Source organism: Guyparkeria sp. (genome assembly GCF_046545975.1).
GTDB lineage: Bacteria > Pseudomonadota > Gammaproteobacteria > Halothiobacillales > Halothiobacillaceae > Guyparkeria.
The window spans coordinates 26,328-47,698 of record NZ_JBKGYT010000002.1 but is presented as its reverse complement, the minus strand read 5'-3'; the positions used below and the strand labels follow the sequence as shown (position 1 = coordinate 47,698).

Here is a 21,371-nt window from a genome sequence, read left to right as displayed (position 1 = left end):
AGGGTGACGGGTGCCCGGTGGTCGGCCCTGGCGCCGGCACGGGTATCCTGTTTCCGGGTGGGCTTGTGTCAGTCAAGGAACGGTGATGAGCAGCCAGATCGCAATTGACGTGATGGGCGGCGACCACGGACCGACAGTGACGGTTCGTGCCGCCGCCCGTTTCCTTTCGCGGCATTCGTCCGCGGGCCTGTTGCTGGTGGGCGACCAGGCCACCATCGAGCGTGCCCTCGAGGAAGAGGGCGGGGTGGACCGTGACCGGATCGAGATCGTCCACGCCGACCAGGTGGTGGCAATGGACGAGTCGCCGGCCATCGCGTTGCGAACGAAAAAGACGTCCTCGATGCGTCGGGCCATCGACCTGGTCAAGGAAGGACGGGCTCAGGCGGCCGTGAGCGCCGGCAACACCGGTGCCCTGATGGCCACCGCCAAGTTCGTGCTGAAGACCCTGCCGGGCATCGAGCGCCCGGCAATCTGCACCGCGCTGCCCAACGAGTCCGGCCATACCCACGTGCTGGACCTGGGGGCGAACGTCGATTGCGATGCCGAGCACCTGTTCCAGTTCGCCGTGATGGGCTCGGTGCTGGTCGAGGCCTTCGACGAGAACCCCTCGCCGCGGGTCGGCCTGCTCAACGTGGGCGCCGAGGCGATCAAGGGCAACGACACGGTCAAGAGCGCCGCCGAACTGCTCGAGGCCGGGCCGGTCAACTACATCGGCTTCGTCGAGGGCGACGACATCTACAAGGGCGGCGTGGACGTGGTGGTCTGCGACGGCTTCGTCGGCAACGTCGCGCTCAAGAGCAGCGAGGGCGTGGCCAAGATGATCAGCCACTTCCTCCGGCAGGAATTCAAGCGCGGCGTCTTCTCCCGCCTTGCGGCCGTGATGGCCATGCCGGTGCTTGCCCGCCTCAAGCAGCGGGTCGACCCGGGCCGCTACAACGGCGCCAGCCTGCTCGGACTGCAGGGGATCGTGATCAAGAGCCATGGCGGGGCGAACGTGGCCGCTTTCGGCAACGCGCTCGACGTGGCCCTGCGGGAAATCGAGAAGGACGTGCCTCGGCGCATCGACCAGCGTCTCGAGCAACTTCTCCAGGAGCGTCAGCCTTCATGATTCATTCGCGCATCACCGGCACCGGGAGCTTCCTCCCGGAGCGGGTCATGACCAATCACGATCTCGAGCAGATCGTCGATACCTCCGACAGCTGGATCCGCGAGCGCACCGGCATCGAGCAGCGCCACATCGCCGCCGAGGGGCAGTCGACCTCCGACCTGGCCGAGCCGGCGGCGCGGGCCGCCCTCGAGGCGGCCGGCCGTGTGCCCGAGGAGGTCGACCTGCTCATCGTGGCGACCACCACTCCGGATCGCACCTTCCCGTCGACTGCCTGCCTGCTGCAGCAGAAGCTGGGCATCCACGGCCCGCCGGCCTTCGACGTGCAGGCCGTGTGCACCGGTTTCGTCTACGCGCTCTCGGTGGCCGACAAGTTCATCCGCACCGGGGCGGCCCGCTGCGCGCTGGTCGTGGGGGCCGAGACCCTGTCGAAGATCGTCAACTGGAACGACCGCGGCACCTGCGTCCTGTTTGCCGACGGGGCCGGGGCCGTGGTGCTCGAGGCGTCCGACGAGCCGGGCATCATCCGGACCGACATTCACGCCGACGGTAGCTACGAGTCGCTGCTGACCACCGTCAAGCCGGATCCGGAGACCACCGATCCCCAGCGGCTCGCCGACGGCACCGCCTTCATCGAGATGAGGGGAAACGAGGTGTTCCGCATGGCGGTCAACACCCTCGGCCGCATCGTCGACGAGACGATGGAGGCGGCGGGCATGAGCCCCGACCAGATCGACTGGCTGGTTCCGCACCAGGCCAACATCCGCATCATCCAGGCCACCGCCCGCAAGCTGAACATGTCCATGGATCGCGTGGTCGTCACCGTCGACCGGCACGGCAACACCTCGGCCGCCTCGGTACCGCTGGCCCTGGATGTGGCGGTGCGCGACGGGCGCATCAAGCGCGGCGACGTGATCCTGATGGAGGCCTTCGGTGGCGGTTTCACCTGGGGTTCGGCACTGATCCGCTACTGATCGGTCGCGGCCGATTCGGGAGGAGGAGTCATGGCAAGGGAAATCGAGCGCAAGTTCCTGCTGGCCGACTGGTCGTGGCGCGACGAGGTCGAACGATCCGAGCGCCTGGTGCAGGGCTACCTCAACGAGGAAGGCGGGGCCTCCGTGCGGGTGCGGCACAATGGTCGACAGGCCTTCCTGAACATCAAGAGCCGGACGCTGGGCATCTCCCGCGACGAGTTCGAGTACGAGATACCGATGGCGGACGCCGAGCGCATGCTCGATCATCTCACCTGTGGACCCGTCATCGACAAGACCCGGCATTTCGTCCGGCGCGACGGCCTGCTCTGGGAGATCGACGAGTTCCATGGCGCCAATGACGGGCTGGTGGTGGCCGAGGTGGAACTGGAACACGAGGACCAGGTATTCGAGCGTCCCGAGTGGCTGGGGGAGGAGGTTTCCCACGATCCGCGGTACTACAACGTGTCGCTGGTTAAAAAACCCTACAGTCAGTGGTAAATTCTCGGCTGGGGTGGCGGACGTCATTCGTCCGACGCACCCGGGTGGCCGGTCCGTGAGGGTCCGGTCGGGTGGCCTGGCGCGGATGCACGCCGGGTGGATCCGTTAACAGGGCAAACGGTGAGGGACTGACACGGCGCGTTGTCCGCACCAAAACGAAGGTTAGCCGATGATTCGGGTCATGATTGTTGATGATCACACGATGGTTCGCGCCGCGATCGGGCATCTGATCGGCGGCGTCGAGGACATCGAGGTGGTTTCCGAGGCCGACAGCGGCGAGCGTGCGCTGGAGAAGCTGCGCGGGGGTGGCACGGACGTCATCCTCTGCGACATCCACATGCCAGGCATGGGAGGGTTCGAAACGCTCAAGCGGGCCCACCAGTCGCGTCCGGATCTCGGTCTGATCGCGTTGACCGCCGAGGCCGACATCTCCCTGGCCCGCGAGGTGCTGGAAAGTGGCGTGCACGCCTACGTCACCAAGGACGCGGAGCCCGAGGAACTGCTGACTGCCATCCGCAAGGCTGCCGGCGGCAAGCGCTACATCTCCAGCCGCATCGCCCAGGAAATCGCCCTGCACAATGGTCGTGCCGACGAGGACCCGTTCGAGATCCTGTCCGGTCGGGAGCAGCAAGTGCTGCGCATGATCCTGGAGGGCAAGAACAACACCATGATCTCCGACGCGCTCTGCGTCAGCCCCAAGACCATCAGCACCTACCGGGCCCGCATCCACGAAAAGCTCGGCGTGAACACCGACATCGACCTGCTGCGCCTCGCGGTCAAGGCCGGTCGTACTGTCCTCTCCGCCTGAACCCGCCGATGAGCGAGCGGTTTGACGCCAGGGCCTTCCTGGCCTCCGTCACGGAGCGTCCGGGCGTCTACCGGATGCTCAACGAGGCCGGCGAGATCCTCTACGTGGGCAAGGCCCGCAACCTCAGGAACCGGCTGTCGAGCTACTTCCGCGGCACACCGTCGTCGATCAAGACGCGACGGCTGGTCGAGCAGGTCGCCGGGGTGGAGATCACCACCACGCAGACCGAGGCCGAGGCGCTGCTGCTCGAGAGCAACCTGATCAAGGCCCATCGCCCGCGCTACAATGTCCTGCTGCGCGACGACAAGAGCTATCCCTGGATCTACGTCTCCACCAACGACCGTTTCCCGCGGCTGGCCTATCACCGGGGATCGCGCAAGCGCCCGGGCCGGTACTTCGGCCCGTACCCATCCGCCGGCGCGGTGCGGGAGACGCTCAACCTGCTGGAGAAGGTATTCAAGGTCCGCCAGTGCGAGGACAGCGTCTTCAGGAACCGTTCCCGTCCCTGCCTGCAGTACCAGATCGAGCGCTGCAAGGCCCCCTGCGTCGGATACGTCTCCGAGGAGGAATACCGCCAGGACGTCGAGGACACCATGGCGTTCCTCTCCGGGCGCAGCCAGAAGCTGATCGACGACCTGGTGGCCCGCATGGAGCGCGCCGCCGAGTCGCTCGACTTCGAGGCGGCCGCGGCCCTGCGTGACCAGATCGGCATGCTGCGTGCCGTCAGCCAGCAGCAGGGGATCACCGGCATGTCGGGGGATGCCGACGTGATCGCGCTCGTCAGCGACCAGGGCATGACAGCCGTGGGCCTGGCCACCATCCGAGACGGGCGCCATCTGGGTACCCGGCACTTCTTCCCCGACGTGCCCGTCGACGCCGATCCCGGCGAGGTCATCGCCGGCTTTCTCGGTCTTTACTACAGCGAGCATGACCTGCCGCGTCGCATCCTCTGCGACGAACTCCCGGAGGAGGCCGAGTCGCTGGCGACCATGTTCGCCGAGCAGGCCGGTCACCGCGTCGAGCTGCTGGTGCCGCGACGAGGCAAGGCACGTGCCTGGCTGGACGACACCCGCGAGAACGCCCGGATTGCCCTGGGCGAACGGCTCGTCAGTCGTCGTGGGCTGGCGCTGCGCTTCCAGTCGTTGTCCGAGTGGCTCGAAATGGACTCGATAGACCGGATCGAGTGCTTCGACATCTCGCACACCCAGGGTGAGGCGACGGTGGCCTCCTGCGTGGTCTTCGGCCCCGAGGGGCCGCGCAAGGACCAGTATCGACGCTACCACATCGAGGGTATCGCCCCGGGCGACGACTACGCCGCCATGCACCAGGCACTTTCGCGTCGCTTTGACCGCGCCGTACGCGAGTCCGGCGTGCTACCCGAGGTGCTGCTGATCGATGGCGGCAAGGGTCAGCTGGCCCAGGCGATCGACGTGCTCGCCGAGCGTGGACTGACCGACAGGGTGCGGGTCATCGGCGTGGCCAAGGGCCCCGAGCGTCGGCCCGGCGAGGAGACCCTGGTCCAGCCGATTCCCGGGGCGCCGGGGTTGTACCGGGAGGACAACCTCGGTCCGCACGACCCGGCCCTGCACCTGATCCAGCAGGTGCGTGACGAGGCGCACCGCTTCGCCATCACCGGCCACCGGGCGCGGCGCCAGAAGGCGCGCACCCAGTCCGACCTGGAGCGCATCCCGGGGGTGGGGGGAAAGCGACGCCAGGCGCTTCTCAAGCATTTCGGCGGCATCCGCGGCCTCAAGGGGGCCAGCGTGAGCGAACTGGCCAAGGTGCCGGGTATCTCGCCCACGCTCGCCTCGCGCATTCACGAGTGGTTCCACGAGGGTGGCTGAGCAGCTGCCGGCCGAGATCCTGCTCGAAAGCGGACCGGATCGATTTCCTTTGCTAGGCTCGGGCGCACTATCGAGTCGACACCCTGGAGTGCCATTACATGTCGCGATCCGTCTTCGCTCCCCTCAGGCATGCCTTTCGTCATCCCTCAGGCCGGCTGGTCATGCCATTGCTGCTGCTCGGCTGGCTTTTCCTCCTGCCACTGGCCGCGCAGGCCCAGGAGGGAAGCGGCGGTGGTGAGTCAGGCTCGGCCGAGGGAGAGGGGCGGTACGCGGCACTGGTCGATCTGTTGAAGGATCCGACGGAGCGCGACCGGTTGATTGCCGAACTCGAGAGCCTGTCCCAGGGCGATGCGGCCGACGGCGAGGCCGGCGCGGAGTCGCCGGGGATCGCCGAGGGTCTGACCGACGGGATCGCGGGGGTCGTCTCCGGGACCATCGCCGAGATGGCCGGGGCAGCCACGCGGCTCGCCGAGGGCGGGATCGAGGTGGACTGGATCGAGGTCTCCGACGTGGCTTGGCGGGTGGTCTCGGTGCTGGTCATCGCCTACCTGGTGCTGGCGATCGGGCGTCGCCTGCTCGGCGGATTGTGGCGCCGGCTCGAGGCGTACGCACAGGTTCCCAACGCCCGCCACCGGCTCATGCGGGTGGGCCTGGCGGTCCTCGGCAGCCTGCTGTCGAGCGTCGCCCTGCTGGCGATCGCCTACGTGCTGGCGCAGGCCGCCTCCCTGTGGCTCGCCGGTGATGGCGAACAGGCGGCTCTCGTGATCGGACTGGCCCTGAAGGCCTTTGTCGTGGTCGAGGCGACCCGCCTGGTGATCGGGGTGGTTTTCGCCCCGACCCTGCCCGGACTGCGGCTTTTCCACCTCTCGGAAGATGATTCGCGGTACTGGGCCGGATGGCTCTCCCGGGTGATCTGGCTGATGGGGTACGCCGGCATCATGCTGGTCCCGGCGATCGAATCGAGCGGGCGCCCGGATCTGGCCGATGCCGTTGGTTGGGCCGTGGCCGTGCTCGCGCTGGTCTACGTCTGGAGCCGGCTCTGGCGCGGGCGCGGCATGGTGCACTCCGCCCTTGTGCGGCGGGCCGAGGCTTCCCGGCATGCACTGACCGCGTGGGCGCTCCAGCTGCTGGCGGCCAGCTGGCACTGGCTGGCGATGCTCTACGCCCTCGGGGTGTTCGTCGTTGCGATCACCCGCCCCGGCGAGGCGTTGCCGTTCGTCGCCCTGGCGACTTTCAAGACGGTGGTGATCGTCGGTCTGTCGATCTTCCTCGCCGCGATGCTGACGCAGTGGATCGGTCGGGGGGTGCACTTGCCCGAACGGGTGCTGCATCGCATGCCCACCCTGCAACTGCGGTTGAACACCTACGTGCCGATGATCCTGCGCACCGTACGGATCGTGATCGGGCTGGTGGCGCTGTTCGGCGTGCTCTGGGCCTGGAATCTCGTCAACGTGTTCGCCTGGCTCGGCAGTGACGCGGGCCGCGGGCTGCTTGGCGCGGTGATCGATATCGCCATCGTGCTGGTGATCGCGCTGGCCGTGTGGCTGGTGGCCACGGGCATGATCGAGGCCAAGCTCAACAGCGACAGGGACATGCCGTCGGCCCGCATGCAGACGCTTCTGGCCCTGTTCCGCAGCGCGATCGCCATCGCGCTGGTGACGATCACCGCGATGATCATCCTCTCGGAACTCGGCGTGAACATCGGCCCGCTGCTGGCCGGCGCGGGCGTGCTGGGCCTGGCGCTCGGTTTCGGCGCGCAGAAGATGGTCCAGGACGTGATCACCGGGGTGTTCATCCAGATCGAGAACGCCATCAACGCCGGCGACATCGTCACGGCGGCCGGTGTGACGGGCACCGCCGAACGGTTGTCGATCCGCTCGGTCACCCTCCGCGATCTGAACGGAACGGTACACGTGATCCCGTTCTCCTCGGTGGACATCGTCTCCAACTACACGCGCGAGTTCGGCGTTCACAAGGGTGAGTACGGGATCGCGTATCGGGAGAACGTCGACCATGCGATCGAGCAGCTCCGGGCCGCCTTCGACGAACTGGCGGCCGATCCGGACTACAAGGATCGCATCCTCGAACCGGTCGATATCCCCGGCGTGGTCGCGCTGGCGGACAGCTCGGTGAACATCCGCGTGATGATCAAGACTACCCCGGGAGACCAGTGGGCCGTGGGGCGGGCATACAACCGCCTGGTCAAGAAGTACTTCGACGAGGCGGGCATCGAGATCCCGTTCCCCCACACCACGCTTTACTTCGGCGTCGACAAGGACGGCACGGCCCCGCCGGCGAACCTGCGGGTGCTCGAGGGGGAGCGGCGCATGGTCGGTGACGACGAGCCGTCGACGCCCAGCGGCGATAAGCCCGACGGACCGCGGGGTAGGGTGCCTGACAGTGACGATGTCGATCTGCCGGACCGGTGACCCGACAGGGCCGCCCGGGTAATCCGGCGCAGGTTCACAGGAATGGTGTCCCAAAAGAAAAGCGCCGACACGGCAGATCCCGTGTCGGCGCTTCTTTCGTCCCCGAACGGGGGAACGGTCGCTCAGTCGTCCAGCGGGGCGTGGATCGAGAAGGCGCCACGGATGTCGCCCTTCTTGAATCCGGTGGCCTGGTCTTCCGGGTAGAGTTTCTCGATCTTGGCCAGCAGGTCCGGATCGACGTTCTCCCCGTGGCAGCTCAGGCAGACATCGTCGGTGCCGATCGCTTTCATGTAGCGCAGTTCCTTGTCGCCGTCGGCCTCGACGACCTCGTGCCACTCGATGTCGGCCGGAGCGGTGCCCTTGGCGCGCTGTTGCTCGAAATCGAGCAGCACGGCGGTTTCCCAGGAAGTCGGCTTGGTGGCCCGCGGCTTGAGGCTGGTGCGGCGCAGGGTGAAGCCCGTCTCTTCGCTGAGGTCTGCGGCGATTTCCGGGGCGCGCTCGTGGCAGACCTCGACGGCGGCCGTCGGGCCGCCCGACTTCATCGCCGCCTGCAGTTCGCCCTTGAGCGTCTTGCCGAACGACTGGGCCGCCTGGCGGTAGTCGTTCAGTTGCTCGTCGACGGCCGAGCCCGCCTGGGCCATCGGCGCGGCGAAGGCGAGGGCGAGAGCGGAGAGACTGGCTCCGAACAGGGATGCTTTCATGGCTGCGTGTCCTCTTCCTGTCTTGTTGTTAAGCAGAATCTGATAAACCAGCCGGGGTTTATAGCCGATCAGGGCTCCTGATTCAAAGTGGCGGGAGAGGCAGCGGGTGGCCCGGCAGCGGTCGCGCCGGGTGCTGCCGGGTTCCCGGGTCTCAGAACGGGTTGTAGGACTTTTCCTGGGTGAACTGCATGTAGCCGACACTGGCGCCGAGTCTCAGGCCCACGCCGACGCGGATCGGTGCGACCACGATCGACTGGCTGCGCAGGTAGTGCATCCCGGCGCCGCCGACCAGAAAGGCCGAGCCGCTGACCCCGGCGAATCGCTGGAAGATCAGGTCCGGATTGGGCAGATTGTAGACTAGGATGAACACGCGCCCGGCGTCCCCGCCGAAGTCCCAGCCGACCGAGGGTCCCTGCCAGAAGACCGTCTGCTGTTCGCCGGTCTTGGCCACGAATTCGCCCATGCCGTAGCGCAGGCCGAACACCAGCGCACCGCCGCCTTCCTCGCCCTTGATGATGGCGTTGGGACGGCCGTAGTCGGCGAAGGCCTTGTCCACGAGCTTGGCGATGCCCTCGGCCGACCCGCCGAGAAAGTCGACGGCCTCCCGGGTGGTCCGGTGCTGGTCGTAGCCTTCCGCGTCGCTCGCCGCCTCGGCGGTGTCCTGTGAGTCCTGCGTGCGGTCGTTGCCGGCCGTGGTGGCGCAGCCCGTGACGGCCAGGGTCAGGGCCAGCAGCACGGCCAGCCTGGCTTGCTGAGCGAACGGCATCATCAGTCGGAAGATCGGGAAACGATTCATGATTCCGGTAGGTCCTTGCGTGATGAAATGGGAAGCTCCGGTGGCCACAGGAGTGACTCCCATTATGGCGGAAAGTTGCGTAGGTTTCGGCGTCGGGTCCGCCGGCCGTGGCGGGTCGGTTGACAACTCGCTGATTTGTCGGAAGGATACGCGGGCCGCCGACCCGCGGGAATGCGTCATCAACGGGAAGACCTAATGAGTATCAAATCCGATCGCTGGATCCGCCGGATGGCCGAGGAGCACGGCATGATCGAGCCCTTCCAGCCCGGCCAGGTGCGCGCCGCCCCCAATGCCGACGGCAAGCCCGAGCCCATGATCTCCTACGGGACGTCGAGCTACGGCTACGACGTGCGCTGCTCGAACCACTTCAAGGTGTTCACCAACATCAACACCACGATCGTCGATCCCAAGGCGTTCGACGAGCGCAGCTTCGTCGACGTGCACTCCGACGTCTGCATCATCCCGCCCAATTCCTTCGCGCTGGCGCACACGGTCGAGTACTTCCGCATTCCCCGCAACGTGCTCACCATCTGCCTGGGCAAGTCCACCTATGCCCGCTGCGGGATCATCGTCAACGTCACGCCGCTGGAGCCCGAATGGGAAGGGCACGTGACCCTCGAGTTCTCCAACACCACGCCGCTGCCGGCGAAGATCTACGCGAACGAGGGTGTCGCGCAGATGCTGTTCCTGGAGTCCGACGAGGTCTGCGAGACCTCCTACCGCGACCGGGGCGGCAAGTACCAGGGGCAGCGCGGGGTTACCCTGCCCACGGCCTGACGGCCTGACGGCCTGAGCGGATCAGCCGGCCGGTTCCTCCACCGCATTGAGATTCATGACCTTCCAGCCGTGGGTCTCCGCGTGCCGGCGCAGCACCGGGTCGGGGTCGACCGCGATCGGGTGGTCGACCTGCTCGAGCAGGGGCAGGTCGTTACGCGAATCGGAATAGAACCACGTCTCCTCCGGTCGCGCCTGCTGCGCCTCCAGCCATTCCTCCAGGGCCAGGATCTTGCCGTGCTGGAACGTCGGCGTGCCCGTGTAGCGGCCGGTATAGCGGCCGTTGCGACGCTCGGGTTCGGTGGCCAGCAGATGGGGGATGCCGAACAGTTCTGCAATCGGTGCGGTGACGAAGGCGTTGGTCGCCGTGATCATCATCAGGGTGTGGCCGCGCTGCCGGTGGGACTCCACCAGCGAGCGGGCCTGTTCCGTGATCATCGGACGGATGTCCGTCCGGATGAAGTCCTCCCGCCAGGCCTCCAGCTCTTCGGCCGGATGGTCGGCCAGCGGTGCCAGCGCGAATCTCAGGTACTCGTCGATATCCAGCGTGCCCTGCTGGTAGTGGCGCAGGAACTCGTCGTTGTGACGGGCGTACTCCTCGGCGTCGACGATGCCCTTGCGGGTCATGAAGGCGCCCCAGGCATGGTCGGAGTCGCCGGCGAGCAACGTGTTGTCGAGGTCGAAAATGGCCAGTTTCACGGAATGTCTCCAAAACGGGGCGACAGGGGCGCGGTCGTCCGGGAACCTCCGAACGGACCCCAATGCCGCTGACGGGCAGCACGATGCCGGCGTGCCGGTGTCGGCAGGCCTCCGGTTCGGTCATGTCAGGTTCCCGCGTGCGTCGGGCGCGCATGATACCCCAATGAGGGCCGGTTTCACCCCTTCGGCTTTTGTGAAAGAATCATGACCAATTGGGTAGGTGTATCCGGCGACCGACCGGACCTGCCCCGGCGGGGCCCATCGGGTTCCGCAATCGAGGGCGTGATGACTTTTGCAAGAGTGAAATCGTGATTGACCGTAGCGGCTTTCGTCCCAATGTCGGGATCATCGTGTGCAACCACCGGGGCGAGGTGTTCTGGGGAAAGCGCGTGGGCCATCGGTCGTGGCAGTTTCCCCAGGGCGGCATCAATGCCGAGGAACGTCCGCTCGAGGCGATGTACCGCGAACTGCACGAGGAGGTGGGCCTGCTCCCCGAGCACGTGTCGGTGATGGCCTGGACGCGCGGCTGGCTCCGGTATCGCCTGCCGCGCAACATGGTCCGGCGTCACGTCCAGCCGGTGTGCATCGGCCAGAAGCAGAAGTGGTTCCTGCTGCGGCTGCGGGCCGACGAGACCGCCTTCGACCTGAACGCCTCGTCCAAGCCGGAGTTCGACGGCTGGGAGTGGCGGCCTTTCTGGTCCATTCTCCCCGAGGTCATCTACTTCAAGCGCAACGTCTATTTCCAGGCACTGCACGCGCTGGCGCCGTTCGTCGAGGACGTGCCGGCCGAATGTCCGCGGGATCTGATTCCGGAGCAGTTCGAGCGTCGCCTCGAGCGGGTCGGTCCGCCCGGGGACCGAACGAGGGATGCCGATGCTCGATGAACTCCGACAGATCGTCACCGAGGTATCCAAGTCCTCCGACCTGCGGGCGGCTCTCGACCTGATCGCCCGGCGGGTGCGCTCGGCGCTCGATGCGTCGGTGTGCTCGGTCTACGTCCTGTCCGAGGAGCCCGACCCCGAAGACGATGAGCAGACCCTGGTCCTGCAGGCGACCGAGGGGCTGAACAAGTCCAAGGTGGGGCAGGTGGCGCTGAACCTGCACGAGGGGCTGGTGGGGCTGGTGGCCCGCCGAGCCGAACTGGTCAACCTGGAGGATGCCTCGCAGCATCCGGCCTTCAAGTTCGTCACGGACATCGGCGAGGAGCTTTACCACGGCTTCATGGGCGTGCCCATCATCCATCGCGGTGAAGTGCTCGGGGTGCTGGTGGTGCAGGCGCGCGAGCGCCGGCGCTTCTCCGATGACCAGGAGTCGTTCGTGGTGACCCTGGCCACGCAGCTTGCCTCGGCGATCCGTCACGCACGGGCCAGCGGCGAACTGACCCGCATGGGCAACGAGCCGGGCGAGTTCGATTCGGCCTTTTCCGCCCGCGGCCTGCCCGGGTCGCCCGGCGTCGTCTTCGGTACGGCGGTGGTCGTCGCCGATGGTCATTCGCTGGAACTGGTGGAGGACCGCGAGACCGACGACCCGGACCACGAGCTGGCGCTGCTCGACAGCGCCATCGAGGCCGTCCGCCAGGAATTCGAGCAGCTCAAGATCGACTTTGCCCGCGCATCCGGCAGTGACGAGGAGAATCTCCTGTTCGATGCCTTCATCCGCATGCTTTCCGGTGGCTCGCTGATCGAGGCGATCGAGCGTCATGTTCGCGCGGGGCAATGGGCCCCGGGCGCCCTGCGCGAGGCCATCGCCGAGCATGCCGCGGTCTTCGAGCAGATGAGCGACGCCTACCTGCGCGAGCGGGCCCAGGACGTCCGCGACCTGGGCAATCGCGTGCTGCAGAAGCTGCAGGCCAAGGTCGCCGGGCCCACCGACTGGCCCGAGCAGATCGTTCTGGTCGGCAACGACCTGTCGGCATCGCATCTCGCCGAGGTGCCCACCGAACGCCTGGTGGGGATCGTCTCCAGCACGGGGTCGGGCTCGTCGCACCTCGCCATCCTGGCCCGGGCGCTGGGCGTGCCGGCGGCGATGGGCGTCTCCGACCTGCCGATCTCGCGCCTGCGCAACAAGGAGGTGGTGGTCGACGGCTACCGGGGGCTGGTGGTGGTTCGTCCGCGCGGCTCGCTCCGCGACGAGCTGTTGCGCCTGGCCCGCGAGGAGGCGGAGCTGACCGAGGAGCTTGCCGCCCTGCGCGACGAGCCGGCACTGACCTCCGATGGCGTGCGAGTGGCCATGCATGTCAACATCGGCCTGCTCTCGGACATGGCGCCGTCGCTGACGGTGGGCGCGGAGGGCATCGGCCTGTATCGCACCGAGGTGCCGTTCCAGATCCGCAAGCAGTTCCCCGGGGAGGAGGAGCAGGCGCACATCTACCGCGAGGCGCTGGAGACCTTTGCCGGCAAGCCCGTGGTGCTGCGTACGCTCGACGTGGGTGGCGACAAGCCGCTGTCGTATTTCCCGATCCGCGAGGACAACCCGTTTCTCGGCTGGCGGGGCATTCGGCTGGTGCTGGACCATCCGGAGATCTTCCTGACCCAGATCCGCGCGATGCTCAAGGCCTCGGCGGGGCTGAACAACCTGCACATTCTGCTGCCGATGATCTCGGCGGTCGACGAGCTGGACCAGTCGCTGGCGTTCATCGCCCAGGCCGTCGACGAGGTCTCCGAGGAGATGGACGACGTCCAGCCGCCGAAGATCGGGGCGATGATCGAGGTGCCGTCGGCGGTCTACCAGGCCGATGCGCTCGCCAGCCGCTGCGATTTCCTCTCCATCGGTACCAATGACCTGACCCAGTACCTGCTGGCGATCGATCGCAACAACGAGCGCGTGGCACCGCGCTACGACGCCCTGCACCCGGCGGTGCTGATGGCGATCCGAGACGTCTGTGCCGCGGGTGATCGGCAGGGCTGCGAGGTGGCGGTCTGCGGCGAGCTGGCGGGCGACCCGCTCGGCGCGATCCTGCTGCTCGGGATGGGGATCAACTCGCTGTCGATGAGTGCCGGGTCGCTGCCGCGCATCAAGTGGGTGATCCGCTGCTTCTCGCACGCCGAGGCCAGTGACCTGCTCGAGCAGGCCATGCGATGCGAGCGGCCGAGCGAGATTCGCGCACTGCTCAACCAGGCGCTCGAGGAGCGCGGGCTGGGTGGCCTGCTGCGTGCGGGGCGTTACTGATCACCGCGATTGTCGGTGACCGGCGGAGCGATTGACTTGCCGCCCGCGGATGCCTATCATGGCGCACCTTCGTCACCGGACGGGTCGAACCGCCTCCGAGGACGGGGCGCGTTTGCGCGATGACGGCGAACGGAGTGTAGCGCAGCCTGGTAGCGCACCTGGTTTGGGACCAGGTGGTCGGGGGTTCGAATCCCTCCACTCCGACCATAGTGAAGCCGAAGCTTGCGCCTGTAGCTCAACCGGATAGAGCATCGGCCTTCTAAGCCGAGGGTTGCGGGTTCGAGTCCTGCCGGGCGCGCCACAAAGCGTACCTGCTTGTTATGGTGACTGTAGCTCAGTTGGTAGAGCCCCGGATTGTGATTCCGGTTGTCGTGGGTTCGAGTCCCATCAGTCACCCCACCATTCGATCGAAAAAGGCCCGCCATCCGGCGGGCCTTTTTCGTGCGCGTCGCTTTTTCTTTCGTTCCCCTGCTTGTCGTCGTCCGCCGACTTGCCGTGTCGGAACGCCGTGCGGCGACTGATCACCGGCGAACGACGGATGAATTTTTCTGAAGCGACACAACGTGCCGCCGGCGAGTCGCTGGATGAACTGGCGGATGCTATTAGCGCCGTCCGGGCGGCCGTGGTCTCCACCGAGGTCGGTTTCGAATCGGTCGCGAGGGCACGTGACGCCTCCCACTGTCCGCCATGGCCAGCTCGATGGCGGCACTGGGTGTCATGGCCGGCGAGGAATGCGACATCGGCAGCTTCCGCTCCATCACGCTGGAGGCCGAGGAGGGCTTCATCGTGATGCGTCAGTCCCGGCACCCGGACAGCAACCTGATTCTCAGGGGCATAGCCGATTCGGAGGCCCTGGTCGGCAAGGTGATCCTTTACGGCAAGAAGGCGGCCGCGCAACTGGCCCGGGCCTGAGAGGGCGGGGTGATTTGCCGAAACCCCTTTCCGTATTTTCGCAACCCTTTTCAACACACGGTCAACGAGGACTGGTTAACGAGTAACAGCACCGAATCCCTGCAGAACGTCATGGAGCTGGAGGGTGCGATGTGTGCCGCGCTGGTCGATTCCGAGAGCGGCAGGATTCTCGGTCAGCAGGGTGGTGGCGTCGATATCGAGCTGGCAGCGGCCGGTAATAGCGAAGTGGTGCGGGCCAAGCTCAAGACGATGCGTTCGTTGGACCTGGACGACAGCATCCACGACATCCTGATCACCCTGGACAAGCAGTACCACATCATTCGCCCGCTGGCACAGAACGAAGGGGTGTTCATGTCCCTGGTGCTCGACAAGCACCATTCGAACCTCGCCCTCGCCCGACGCAAGGTCCAGGATGTGGAGAGCGGTCTGGATCTTTAGATTTCCCGACGCCGGTCGAGCCCGCGTCGACGCGCTTTTCATGCGAGGCTCGCCGATTTTGGCGGGCTTTTTCTCGTTATGGGGCAGGGCATCTGGTTGGCAGGAGTCACCCTGTTTTCCGACTACGCGCGAGAGACCGGTAGATAATCAGTGTTTTCTAATGGGTTGGTCGTTATCCTTTCGAAAGCGGTCATGGTCGGAATGCCGAAAACATGATTCTTATGGCCGGATGTATGTCGAATGGTGTTATCAGTGATCCATTATGTTGACGAGCCTGTGCTGGTGATATAGATTCTCGCCGTGAGTGAATGTCGGGTATTTGTTCCCGGTTTTGATCGAAAATGGCGCGAGACGTTATCAGACAGAGGATGAATTCCAGATGAGCCAGATTGACGTGAAGAATCTTTCGGCCGATGAGCTGAAGAAGCTGGTCAATGACGCCGAGCAGGCGCTTCGGGACCGAAACAAGGAACGGGTAATGGAGCTGCGGCGCGAGGCCGAGGCGCTGGCCGCCGAGCTCAACACCTCGGTCGCCGAGCTGTTCGGCCTGGACAAGCCGGCAAAGCAGGCCGGCAAGAAGCTGCCGCCGAAGTACATCAATCCGGCCAACCCGTCGCAGACCTGGTCGGGGCGCGGCAAGCGTCCCAACTGGCTGGTCGACGAGCTGAACAAGGGCAAGAAGCTGGAAGACTTCCAGATCTGAGAACCCCTTCGGTCAGCTGCCCATGCCGCCTGTGCAAGTTCGGCCTGGGCAGATCACGGAAAACCCGGTCATGTGACCGGGTTTCTTTTTGGAGGTGTCCTGCTTCGGCACGGCCCGTGCAGCGAGCGCATCGGGATGCGGTCGGGGGCGTCCGGTCGGTCAGTGCTCGATCGAACGGCGTAGCCACTCCGGCGGATCGGGAATTTTCGACAGGCAGTGGCGCGCGGCGCGGTCGATGACGCCGTGTTCGTGGTACAGACCCTCGTCCTCGGCCCACCGCTTCACGGTATGTTCCGGGACCCCATGATGCCGGGCCACGCTGATCAGCTGGACCACCCCGTCGCGGTGCCACTTGGCCTGCGAGACGCTTTTCTCCTGCTGGGTCTCGGCCACGGCGACGGAGGCGGCGGCGATCAGGGGGGCGTCCTCCTGTCGGCGAGCTTCCTCGCTGGCCAGCAGGCGGGCGGCGAGCGGGCAGGTCACCTCGGCCGGGGCCTCGAGGGCCAGTGCGCCGGTGAATGCCAGCAGCAGCCGATCCGGATCGATCGCGGCCTCCTCGACCAGCAGGTTGAGGGCCGCGTGGTGTTCCCCGGCGGCGACTAGGAGGCCCATGCCCCGCTCGCGAAGGCTCGCGTCGAGGTGGCGTGCCAAGCGGGCCAGCACGAGCTTCCAGAGCTCGAGCCGCTGGTCGGTGAGGTGGGCGGCGATCAGCCGGACGGCCTCGTCGCCACCGCCCTGTTCGACCAGCTGGTCGATCAGGGCGCGGGCGGCCTCGAGCAGCATCTCGGTGTCCGTCGAGCGTGCCGCGATCTCCACCGCGCGCGTCAGGGAGGGAATGGCCTGGAACAGGGCCCCTTCTTGCTGGTGCAGGGTCGCGAGGTCGAGAAGGACCTGGGTCGCCATTTCCGGGGGCAGCTCGTCGAATTCGGCCGTCGAGACTAGGGACGCGAGCTGCTCGACCGCCCCGCGCCGATCTCCGGTCGCGGCGGTGGCCAGGGCCAGGGTGTGGCGGAGTCCCGGATCGGGGTGTTCCCCGAGAAGCGGCCGGGCCAGCGCCGCGGCGTCCTCCGGTCGGCCTTCGCCCAGCAGTGTCACGCAGAGCCCGTCGCCGATCTCGAAGCGTCTCGGATCGTCGCAGTGGCGCATCCAGTCGAGCAGCCACTGGAGTTCGTCCCGCGTGATCTTGTCTTCCTGCCAGCAAGTCCGGTAGCACCAGTCGATCGCCGGCATGGCCTTCTGGCAGTCGATGTTGCTGTCCGCGGGCGCTCCCCGCATGTTCTCGAGCAGGGAGGCGATGGGGGCGGGCGGGTTTTCCGGCTCTGATGAAGTCGTCATGTAAATCGGGGCAGCACCTGGTCGAACGTGGGATGTCAGTCTACCGCGAATCACGGTCGCCGTGATTCGGCTTCGACATGGGGCATGGCTCGGTTATACTCCGCGCCCGGAGTTGGCCAGATTGTCGCGGCGCCCTCGTGGCGTCGAGGAAAGTCCGGGCTCCACAGGGCACGGTGCCAGGTAACGCCTGGGCGGCGCGAGTCGACGGAAAGTGCAGCAGAGAGTAGACCGCCGATGGCCGCAGCGATGCGGCACAGGTAAGGGTGAAAGGGTGCGGTAAGAGCGCACCGCACGCGTGGCAACACGTCGTGGCACGGCAAACCCCACCGGGAGCAAGGCCAAATAGGGGAACGATGGCGTGGCCCGCGCTGTTCCCGGGTAGGCTGCTCGAGCGCAACGGTGACGTTGCGCCCAGATGAATGGCAATCCACGACAGAACCCGGCTTATCGGCCAACTCCCCCAGTCATTGCAGACCTTCCCCAGGCGTCGGCCCATCGGTTCGCGTGAGCCGCCCGGCACTCCGGCGACCGCTGGTCCCCCACTTTTCCCCCGGATCCCCCGGGGAAAAGAAAAATTCCCCCGTCATCTTCCTCGTGCGGTTTGTTACCAATGCGAGGTAACCCCCTGTTTTTGTCTGGAAACGGTGAGCGTTTTCCGGTGCCGACTCGTGGCTAACCCCTTGTGGTCAAAAGAAAAATCCCGTCATTGGCTTGATCGGGTTTCGGGGTGGGGCTATAGTGCGCTCAGGTGTAGGAAAGTGGGAAAAAGTGGGAAAAAGTGTTCCGAGGCATCACCAACCTGAATCTCGACACGAAAGGACGCCTGGCCATGCCCACGCGCCATCGGGATGCCTTTGCCCAGGATGACAACCAGCTGATTCTCACCATCGATACCCAGGAACACTGCCTGCTTGTCTACCCGCTCGGCACCTGGCTCGAGATCGAAAAGCAGATCGATGCCCTGCCGTCGTTCAACAAGACGGCCAACCGGATCAAGCGGATGCTGATCGGCCACGCCACCCAGGTGGAATTCGATTCCGCCGGCCGGATCGTCATCCCGGCCGCCCTGCGTGCCCACGCCAGGCTGGAGAAGGAGGCGGTGCTGGTCGGGCAGGGCAAGAAGCTCGAGCTCTGGGCGCAGCCGCTGTGGGCCGAGATGACCGAGGAATTCCTCGATCAGTCCGACGAGGACGATCAGCTGCCGACGGCTCTGGAGACGTTGTCGCTATGACGCAGGACGCCAGCCATGACACGGTGCTCAGGAACGAGGCGGTCGCCGCCCTGGTCACCGACCCGGCGGGTGTCTACGTGGACGGCACCTACGGGCGAGGCGGCCACAGCCGTGCCATCCTCGAGCGCCTGTCCGCCGACGGTCACCTGGTCGGCTTCGACCGCGACCGCCAGGCGGCCGTGGATGCCGAACGTCTGGCTGCCGCCGACGAGCGTTTCACCTTCGTGGCCGAGCCCTTCTCCCGCTGGGGCGACATCCTTGCCGAACGCGGCATCGCCGAGCGCGTCGATGGCGTGATGTTTGACCTGGGGGTGTCTTCCCCCCAGCTCGACCAGCCTGAGCGCGGTTTTTCCTTCCGATTCGACGGCCCGCTGGACATGCGCATGGACCAGTCGCGGGGCGTGTCCGCCGCGGACTGGCTGGCCGTCGCCGAAGAAGACGAGGTGCGCGACGTGATCGCTCGCCTTGGCGAGGAGCGCTTCGCCCGGCGGATTGCCGCCGAGATCGTGGCCCGCCGCGCGGAGAAGCCCCTGACCCGGACCACCGACCTGGTCGACTGCGTGCTGGCGGCGACGCCGAAGCGCGATCCCAACAAGCACCCGGCCACTCGCACGTTCCAGGCGATCCGGCTGTTCATCAACCAGGAGCTCGACCAGATCACTGCCGCGCTGGAGCAGGCGATCGCGCATCTGCGCCCTGGTGGGCGCCTGGTCGTGATCAGCTTCCATTCGCTGGAGGACCGCATCGTCAAGCGATTCATCCGCGATCACAGCACTCCCGGCAAGGATTTCTTCGGCAACCCGGTCGGCCCGACGGCCTTCCGCAAGATCGGCAAGGCCATCCGCGCCGGCGAGGCCGAGAAGAAAAGCAACCCGCGTGCGCGCAGCGCGATCATGCGGGTCGCGGAGCGTGTGGCATGAAGGCGCTGAACTTCATCCTGGTCCTGCTGGTGGTGGGTAGCGCCCTGCAGGTCGTGCGGCTGGTGGCCACGGACCGTCACCTGACCCAGCAGATCGCCGTGAGTCGTGACGGCATCGAGCGGCTCGAGGGGACCTATGCCGAACTGCAGCTCGAGGAGGGCACGCTCACCGCTCAGGGCCGCATCGAACGCATCGCCGCCGAGGAGCTCGGCATGGGGCCGCCGGCGCCGGAGCGGCTGACGGTGGTGTTCCGATGAAGGCGCTCTGGGCCATTCTCACCAACTGGGCCGGCTGGCTGGGTGTGCGCTGGCGGGCGGGTGTTGTGCTGATGGTGTTCGCGCTGGCATCAATGGTCCTGCTGGGCCGCGCGGTGCAGTTGCAGGTGACCGAGCGAGACTTCTACGCCGAGCAGGGCGGCGACCGTCACATGCGGATGCAGACCATCCCGGCCCATCGAGGCATGATCACCGACCGCAACGGCGAGCCGCTGGCCATCAGCGTGGGGATGCACGCCGTCTGGGCGGACCCCAGCGTGATCTCCGCCCATCCCGATGCGCTGCGCCGGCTGGCGTCGCTTCTGGAGCAGCCCGCCGACCAGCTGATCCGCCGGGTGCGCGAGCGCTCGTCGCGGCGCTTCGTCTACGTCGCCCGCCAGGTGCGTCCCAGCCTGGCCGAGCAGGTGCGCGCCGCCAACCTGCCGGGTGTCGGGCTGCAGCGTGAGTACAAGCGCTTCTACCCGACCGCCGACGTGAGCGCGCCTCTGCTGGGTTTTTCGAATATCGACGACGAGGGGCTGGCGGGCATCGAGCTTGCCTTCGACCGCATGCTGTCCGGCGAGCCGGGCAAGCGGCGCATACTCAAGGACGGTGACGATCGCGAGATCGCCGATCTCGGCATTATCCGTGCCGCCCGCCCGGGCGAAGGCCTGGCGCTGTCGATCGACCGGCGGCTGCAGTACCTGGCCTATCGCGAGCTGGTGCATGCCATCGAGCAGCACGAGGCCGAGTCGGGCACCGTGGTCATGATGGACGTGTCGACCGGCGAAGTGCTGGCCATGGCCAGCGCGCCGTCCTTCAACCCCAACAACCGCGCGACCATCGACCCGAAGACCACTCGCAACCACGCCATCGTGGATCAGTTCGAGCCCGGCTCGGCGGTTAAGCCCTTCACGGTCGCCGCGGCCCTCTCCACCGGGCGCTGGCAGCCCACCGACATCCTCGATACTGCCCCCGGCTACCGGCGCGTGGGCGGGTACACCATCCATGACCACCGCAACTACGGGAAACTGGACTTCGAAGGCGTGCTCGAGAAGTCCAGCAACATCGCCGCGAGCATGCTGGCCGAGGACCTCGGTGCCGAGGCGCTGTGGCAGACCTACCGGGGACTGGGGTTCGGTCAGTTGACGGCGGTGGGTTTCCCCGGGGAGGCGTCGGGCTCGCTGAGCCTCTGGCGCGACTGGCGGAAGGCCGACACCGCGGCGCACAGCTACGGCTACGGGCTGAGCGTCACGGCCCTGCAACTGGCCGCGGCCTACGTCGCGCTGGGCAACGGCGGCCAGTACATTCAGCCCAGCCTGCTTCGACGGGACGAACCCGCCGAGACCCGCCAGGTATTCGACCCGGGCACGGCAAGGACGGTGGTCGGCCTGCTGCGCTCCGTGGTCTCGCCCACGGGCACGGCCCCCGTGGCGGCCGTCACCGGTTTCCAGGTGGCGGGCAAGACCGGGACGGTGCGCCGCCTCGGCATGGAGGGCTATTCCCGCAGCGACTACAACACCGTCTTTGCCGGGCTCGCCCCGGCGAGCGACCCCCGCCTGGCCCTGGTGGTGGTGATCAATCGGCCGAGCGCCGGGAAGGTCTACGCCGGCGACGTGGCCGCACCCGTCTTCCAGCGCGTGATGAGCGGTGCCCTACGCATGCTCAACATCCGTCCGGACGATCTGCCCCGGCTGCCGCTCCAGCAGATTGCCGGCGACACGGGTTCGGTCGTTCCGCCGGTGCCGGCATTGCCCGGCGAGACCAGGGAGGAAGGCTGAC

The 21,371-nt window shown here is 66.6% G+C and carries 20 protein-coding genes, 3 tRNA genes and 1 other RNA gene; 20 read left to right on the top strand and 4 right to left on the bottom strand.

Going from position 1 to position 21,371, the window contains the following annotated elements; translation table 11 throughout:
* Positions 1-85: 85 nt before the first annotated feature.
* The 6 genes from plsX (at position 86) to ACLFMY_RS00520 (ending at position 7,658) form a co-directional block, all read left to right on the top strand.
* Positions 86-1,108 carry a phosphate acyltransferase PlsX gene (plsX, locus tag ACLFMY_RS00545; RefSeq protein WP_410762557.1) on the top strand — a complete coding sequence of 341 codons (1,023 nt, stop codon included), beginning with the start codon at positions 86-88 and terminating at the stop codon, positions 1,106-1,108.
* Positions 1,105-2,079, top strand: coding sequence for a beta-ketoacyl-ACP synthase III (locus ACLFMY_RS00540; RefSeq protein WP_410762556.1), 975 nt, complete (start codon positions 1,105-1,107; stop codon positions 2,077-2,079). The genes plsX and ACLFMY_RS00540 overlap by 4 nt, the downstream gene beginning before the upstream one ends.
* 30 nt (positions 2,080-2,109) lie before the next feature.
* Positions 2,110-2,577, top strand: a complete 468-nt coding sequence (locus ACLFMY_RS00535; RefSeq protein ID WP_410762555.1) for a CYTH domain-containing protein — start codon at positions 2,110-2,112, stop codon at positions 2,575-2,577.
* Positions 2,578-2,758: 181 nt separating this feature from the next.
* Positions 2,759-3,385: a response regulator gene (locus ACLFMY_RS00530; RefSeq protein ID WP_410762554.1), complete on the top strand. Its 627-nt coding sequence runs from the start codon at positions 2,759-2,761 to the stop codon at positions 3,383-3,385.
* 8 nt (positions 3,386-3,393) lie between these two features.
* Positions 3,394-5,229 (top strand): excinuclease ABC subunit UvrC, encoded by a 1,836-nt coding sequence (uvrC, locus tag ACLFMY_RS00525; protein ID WP_410762553.1) that lies wholly within the window; start codon positions 3,394-3,396, stop codon positions 5,227-5,229.
* A gap of 98 nt (positions 5,230-5,327) precedes the next feature.
* Positions 5,328-7,658 carry a mechanosensitive ion channel domain-containing protein gene (locus ACLFMY_RS00520; RefSeq protein ID WP_410762552.1) on the top strand — a complete coding sequence of 777 codons (2,331 nt, stop codon included), beginning with the start codon at positions 5,328-5,330 and terminating at the stop codon, positions 7,656-7,658.
* Between the two features lie 122 nt (positions 7,659-7,780).
* Here the strand turns inward: ACLFMY_RS00520 and ACLFMY_RS00515 are convergent, their stop codons facing one another.
* Both ACLFMY_RS00515 and ACLFMY_RS00510 read right to left on the bottom strand, forming a co-directional pair.
* The gene (locus tag ACLFMY_RS00515; RefSeq protein WP_410762551.1) at positions 7,781-8,359 is read right to left on the bottom strand and encodes a DUF3365 domain-containing protein; all 579 of its coding nucleotides are present in this window, start codon (positions 8,357-8,359) and stop codon (positions 7,781-7,783) included.
* Between the two features lie 151 nt (positions 8,360-8,510).
* Entirely contained in the window at positions 8,511-9,155 is a 645-nt protein-coding gene (locus ACLFMY_RS00510) for a DUF1134 domain-containing protein (RefSeq protein ID WP_410762550.1), read from the bottom strand.
* Positions 9,156-9,350: 195 nt separating this feature from the next.
* On the opposite strand from ACLFMY_RS00510, the gene dcd reads away from it, so the two are divergent.
* Positions 9,351-9,932: a dCTP deaminase gene (dcd, locus tag ACLFMY_RS00505; RefSeq protein WP_410762549.1), complete on the top strand. Its 582-nt coding sequence runs from the start codon at positions 9,351-9,353 to the stop codon at positions 9,930-9,932.
* Positions 9,933-9,953: 21 nt separating this feature from the next.
* Here the strand turns inward: dcd and ACLFMY_RS00500 are convergent, their stop codons facing one another.
* Entirely contained in the window at positions 9,954-10,628 is a 675-nt protein-coding gene (locus ACLFMY_RS00500; RefSeq protein ID WP_410762548.1) for an HAD family hydrolase, read from the bottom strand.
* A gap of 308 nt (positions 10,629-10,936) precedes the next feature.
* Between ACLFMY_RS00500 and ACLFMY_RS00495 the strand changes: the two genes are divergently transcribed.
* From ACLFMY_RS00495 to ACLFMY_RS00460, 8 genes are all read left to right on the top strand, one after another.
* Positions 10,937-11,512: an RNA pyrophosphohydrolase gene (locus ACLFMY_RS00495; RefSeq protein ID WP_410762547.1), complete on the top strand. Its 576-nt coding sequence runs from the start codon at positions 10,937-10,939 to the stop codon at positions 11,510-11,512.
* On the top strand, positions 11,502-13,796 hold the full coding sequence (gene ptsP, locus ACLFMY_RS00490) for a phosphoenolpyruvate--protein phosphotransferase (protein ID WP_410762546.1): 2,295 nt from the start codon (positions 11,502-11,504) through the stop codon (positions 13,794-13,796). Before ACLFMY_RS00495 ends, ptsP begins: the two co-directional genes overlap by 11 nt.
* Positions 13,797-13,926: 130 nt before the next feature.
* A tRNA-Pro gene (locus ACLFMY_RS00485) sits at positions 13,927-14,003 on the top strand.
* 17 nt (positions 14,004-14,020) lie between these two features.
* Positions 14,021-14,097, top strand: a tRNA-Arg gene (locus ACLFMY_RS00480).
* A gap of 22 nt (positions 14,098-14,119) precedes the next feature.
* A tRNA-His gene (locus tag ACLFMY_RS00475) sits at positions 14,120-14,195 on the top strand.
* Positions 14,196-14,483: 288 nt separating this feature from the next.
* Positions 14,484-14,708 carry a hypothetical protein gene (locus ACLFMY_RS00470; protein WP_410762545.1) on the top strand — a complete coding sequence of 75 codons (225 nt, stop codon included), beginning with the start codon at positions 14,484-14,486 and terminating at the stop codon, positions 14,706-14,708.
* A 111-nt stretch (positions 14,709-14,819) separates the two neighbouring features.
* The gene (locus ACLFMY_RS00465) at positions 14,820-15,146 is read left to right on the top strand and encodes a roadblock/LC7 domain-containing protein (RefSeq protein WP_410762544.1); all 327 of its coding nucleotides are present in this window, start codon (positions 14,820-14,822) and stop codon (positions 15,144-15,146) included.
* Positions 15,147-15,525: 379 nt separating this feature from the next.
* Positions 15,526-15,849, top strand: a complete 324-nt coding sequence (locus tag ACLFMY_RS00460; RefSeq protein ID WP_410762543.1) for an H-NS family nucleoid-associated regulatory protein — start codon at positions 15,526-15,528, stop codon at positions 15,847-15,849.
* Positions 15,850-16,008: 159 nt separating this feature from the next.
* Here the strand turns inward: ACLFMY_RS00460 and ACLFMY_RS00455 are convergent, their stop codons facing one another.
* Positions 16,009-17,184 (bottom strand): tetratricopeptide repeat protein, encoded by a 1,176-nt coding sequence (locus ACLFMY_RS00455; RefSeq protein WP_410762542.1) that lies wholly within the window; start codon positions 17,182-17,184, stop codon positions 16,009-16,011.
* Positions 17,185-17,292: 108 nt separating this feature from the next.
* Between ACLFMY_RS00455 and rnpB the strand changes: the two genes are divergently transcribed.
* From rnpB to ACLFMY_RS00430, 5 genes are all read left to right on the top strand, one after another.
* Positions 17,293-17,647: RNase P RNA component class A (rnpB, locus tag ACLFMY_RS00450), an RNA gene on the top strand.
* 315 nt (positions 17,648-17,962) lie between these two features.
* Entirely contained in the window at positions 17,963-18,415 is a 453-nt protein-coding gene (gene mraZ, locus ACLFMY_RS00445; RefSeq protein WP_410762541.1) for a division/cell wall cluster transcriptional repressor MraZ, read from the top strand.
* Positions 18,412-19,335, top strand: coding sequence for a 16S rRNA (cytosine(1402)-N(4))-methyltransferase RsmH (rsmH, locus tag ACLFMY_RS00440; protein ID WP_410762540.1), 924 nt, complete (start codon positions 18,412-18,414; stop codon positions 19,333-19,335). Before mraZ ends, rsmH begins: the two co-directional genes overlap by 4 nt.
* Entirely contained in the window at positions 19,332-19,592 is a 261-nt protein-coding gene (ftsL, locus tag ACLFMY_RS00435; protein WP_410762539.1) for a cell division protein FtsL, read from the top strand. Before rsmH ends, ftsL begins: the two co-directional genes overlap by 4 nt.
* Positions 19,589-21,370 carry a peptidoglycan D,D-transpeptidase FtsI family protein gene (locus ACLFMY_RS00430; RefSeq protein WP_410762538.1) on the top strand — a complete coding sequence of 594 codons (1,782 nt, stop codon included), beginning with the start codon at positions 19,589-19,591 and terminating at the stop codon, positions 21,368-21,370. Before ftsL ends, ACLFMY_RS00430 begins: the two co-directional genes overlap by 4 nt.
* The last annotated feature ends 1 nt before the right edge of the window (position 21,371 follow it).

Excerpts from the sequence above, each read along its gene's own strand:
- ACLFMY_RS00460 (WP_410762543.1), top strand. The coding sequence starts at position 15,526 with ATGAGCCAGATTGACGTGAAGAATCTTTCGGCCGATGAGCTGAAGAAG.
- ACLFMY_RS00515 (WP_410762551.1), bottom strand. The coding sequence starts at position 8,359 with ATGAAAGCATCCCTGTTCGGAGCCAGTCTCTCCGCTCTCGCCCTCGCC.
- ACLFMY_RS00530 (WP_410762554.1), top strand. The coding sequence starts at position 2,759 with ATGATTGTTGATGATCACACGATGGTTCGCGCCGCGATCGGGCATCTG.
- ACLFMY_RS00465 (WP_410762544.1), top strand. The coding sequence starts at position 14,820 with ATGGAGCTGGAGGGTGCGATGTGTGCCGCGCTGGTCGATTCCGAGAGC.
- ACLFMY_RS00510 (WP_410762550.1), bottom strand. The coding sequence starts at position 9,155 with ATGAATCGTTTCCCGATCTTCCGACTGATGATGCCGTTCGCTCAGCAA.
- ftsL (WP_410762539.1), top strand. The coding sequence starts at position 19,332 with ATGAAGGCGCTGAACTTCATCCTGGTCCTGCTGGTGGTGGGTAGCGCC.
- rsmH (WP_410762540.1), top strand. The coding sequence starts at position 18,412 with ATGACGCAGGACGCCAGCCATGACACGGTGCTCAGGAACGAGGCGGTC.
- ACLFMY_RS00470 (WP_410762545.1), top strand. The coding sequence starts at position 14,484 with ATGGCCAGCTCGATGGCGGCACTGGGTGTCATGGCCGGCGAGGAATGC.
- ptsP (WP_410762546.1), top strand. The coding sequence starts at position 11,502 with ATGCTCGATGAACTCCGACAGATCGTCACCGAGGTATCCAAGTCCTCC.
- ACLFMY_RS00535 (WP_410762555.1), top strand. The coding sequence starts at position 2,110 with ATGGCAAGGGAAATCGAGCGCAAGTTCCTGCTGGCCGACTGGTCGTGG.
- ACLFMY_RS00430 (WP_410762538.1), top strand. The coding sequence starts at position 19,589 with ATGAAGGCGCTCTGGGCCATTCTCACCAACTGGGCCGGCTGGCTGGGT.
- uvrC (WP_410762553.1), top strand. The coding sequence starts at position 3,394 with ATGAGCGAGCGGTTTGACGCCAGGGCCTTCCTGGCCTCCGTCACGGAG.
- ACLFMY_RS00520 (WP_410762552.1), top strand. The coding sequence starts at position 5,328 with ATGTCGCGATCCGTCTTCGCTCCCCTCAGGCATGCCTTTCGTCATCCC.
- plsX (WP_410762557.1), top strand. The coding sequence starts at position 86 with ATGAGCAGCCAGATCGCAATTGACGTGATGGGCGGCGACCACGGACCG.
- ACLFMY_RS00540 (WP_410762556.1), top strand. The coding sequence starts at position 1,105 with ATGATTCATTCGCGCATCACCGGCACCGGGAGCTTCCTCCCGGAGCGG.
- dcd (WP_410762549.1), top strand. The coding sequence starts at position 9,351 with ATGAGTATCAAATCCGATCGCTGGATCCGCCGGATGGCCGAGGAGCAC.
- ACLFMY_RS00455 (WP_410762542.1), bottom strand. The coding sequence starts at position 17,184 with ATGACGACTTCATCAGAGCCGGAAAACCCGCCCGCCCCCATCGCCTCC.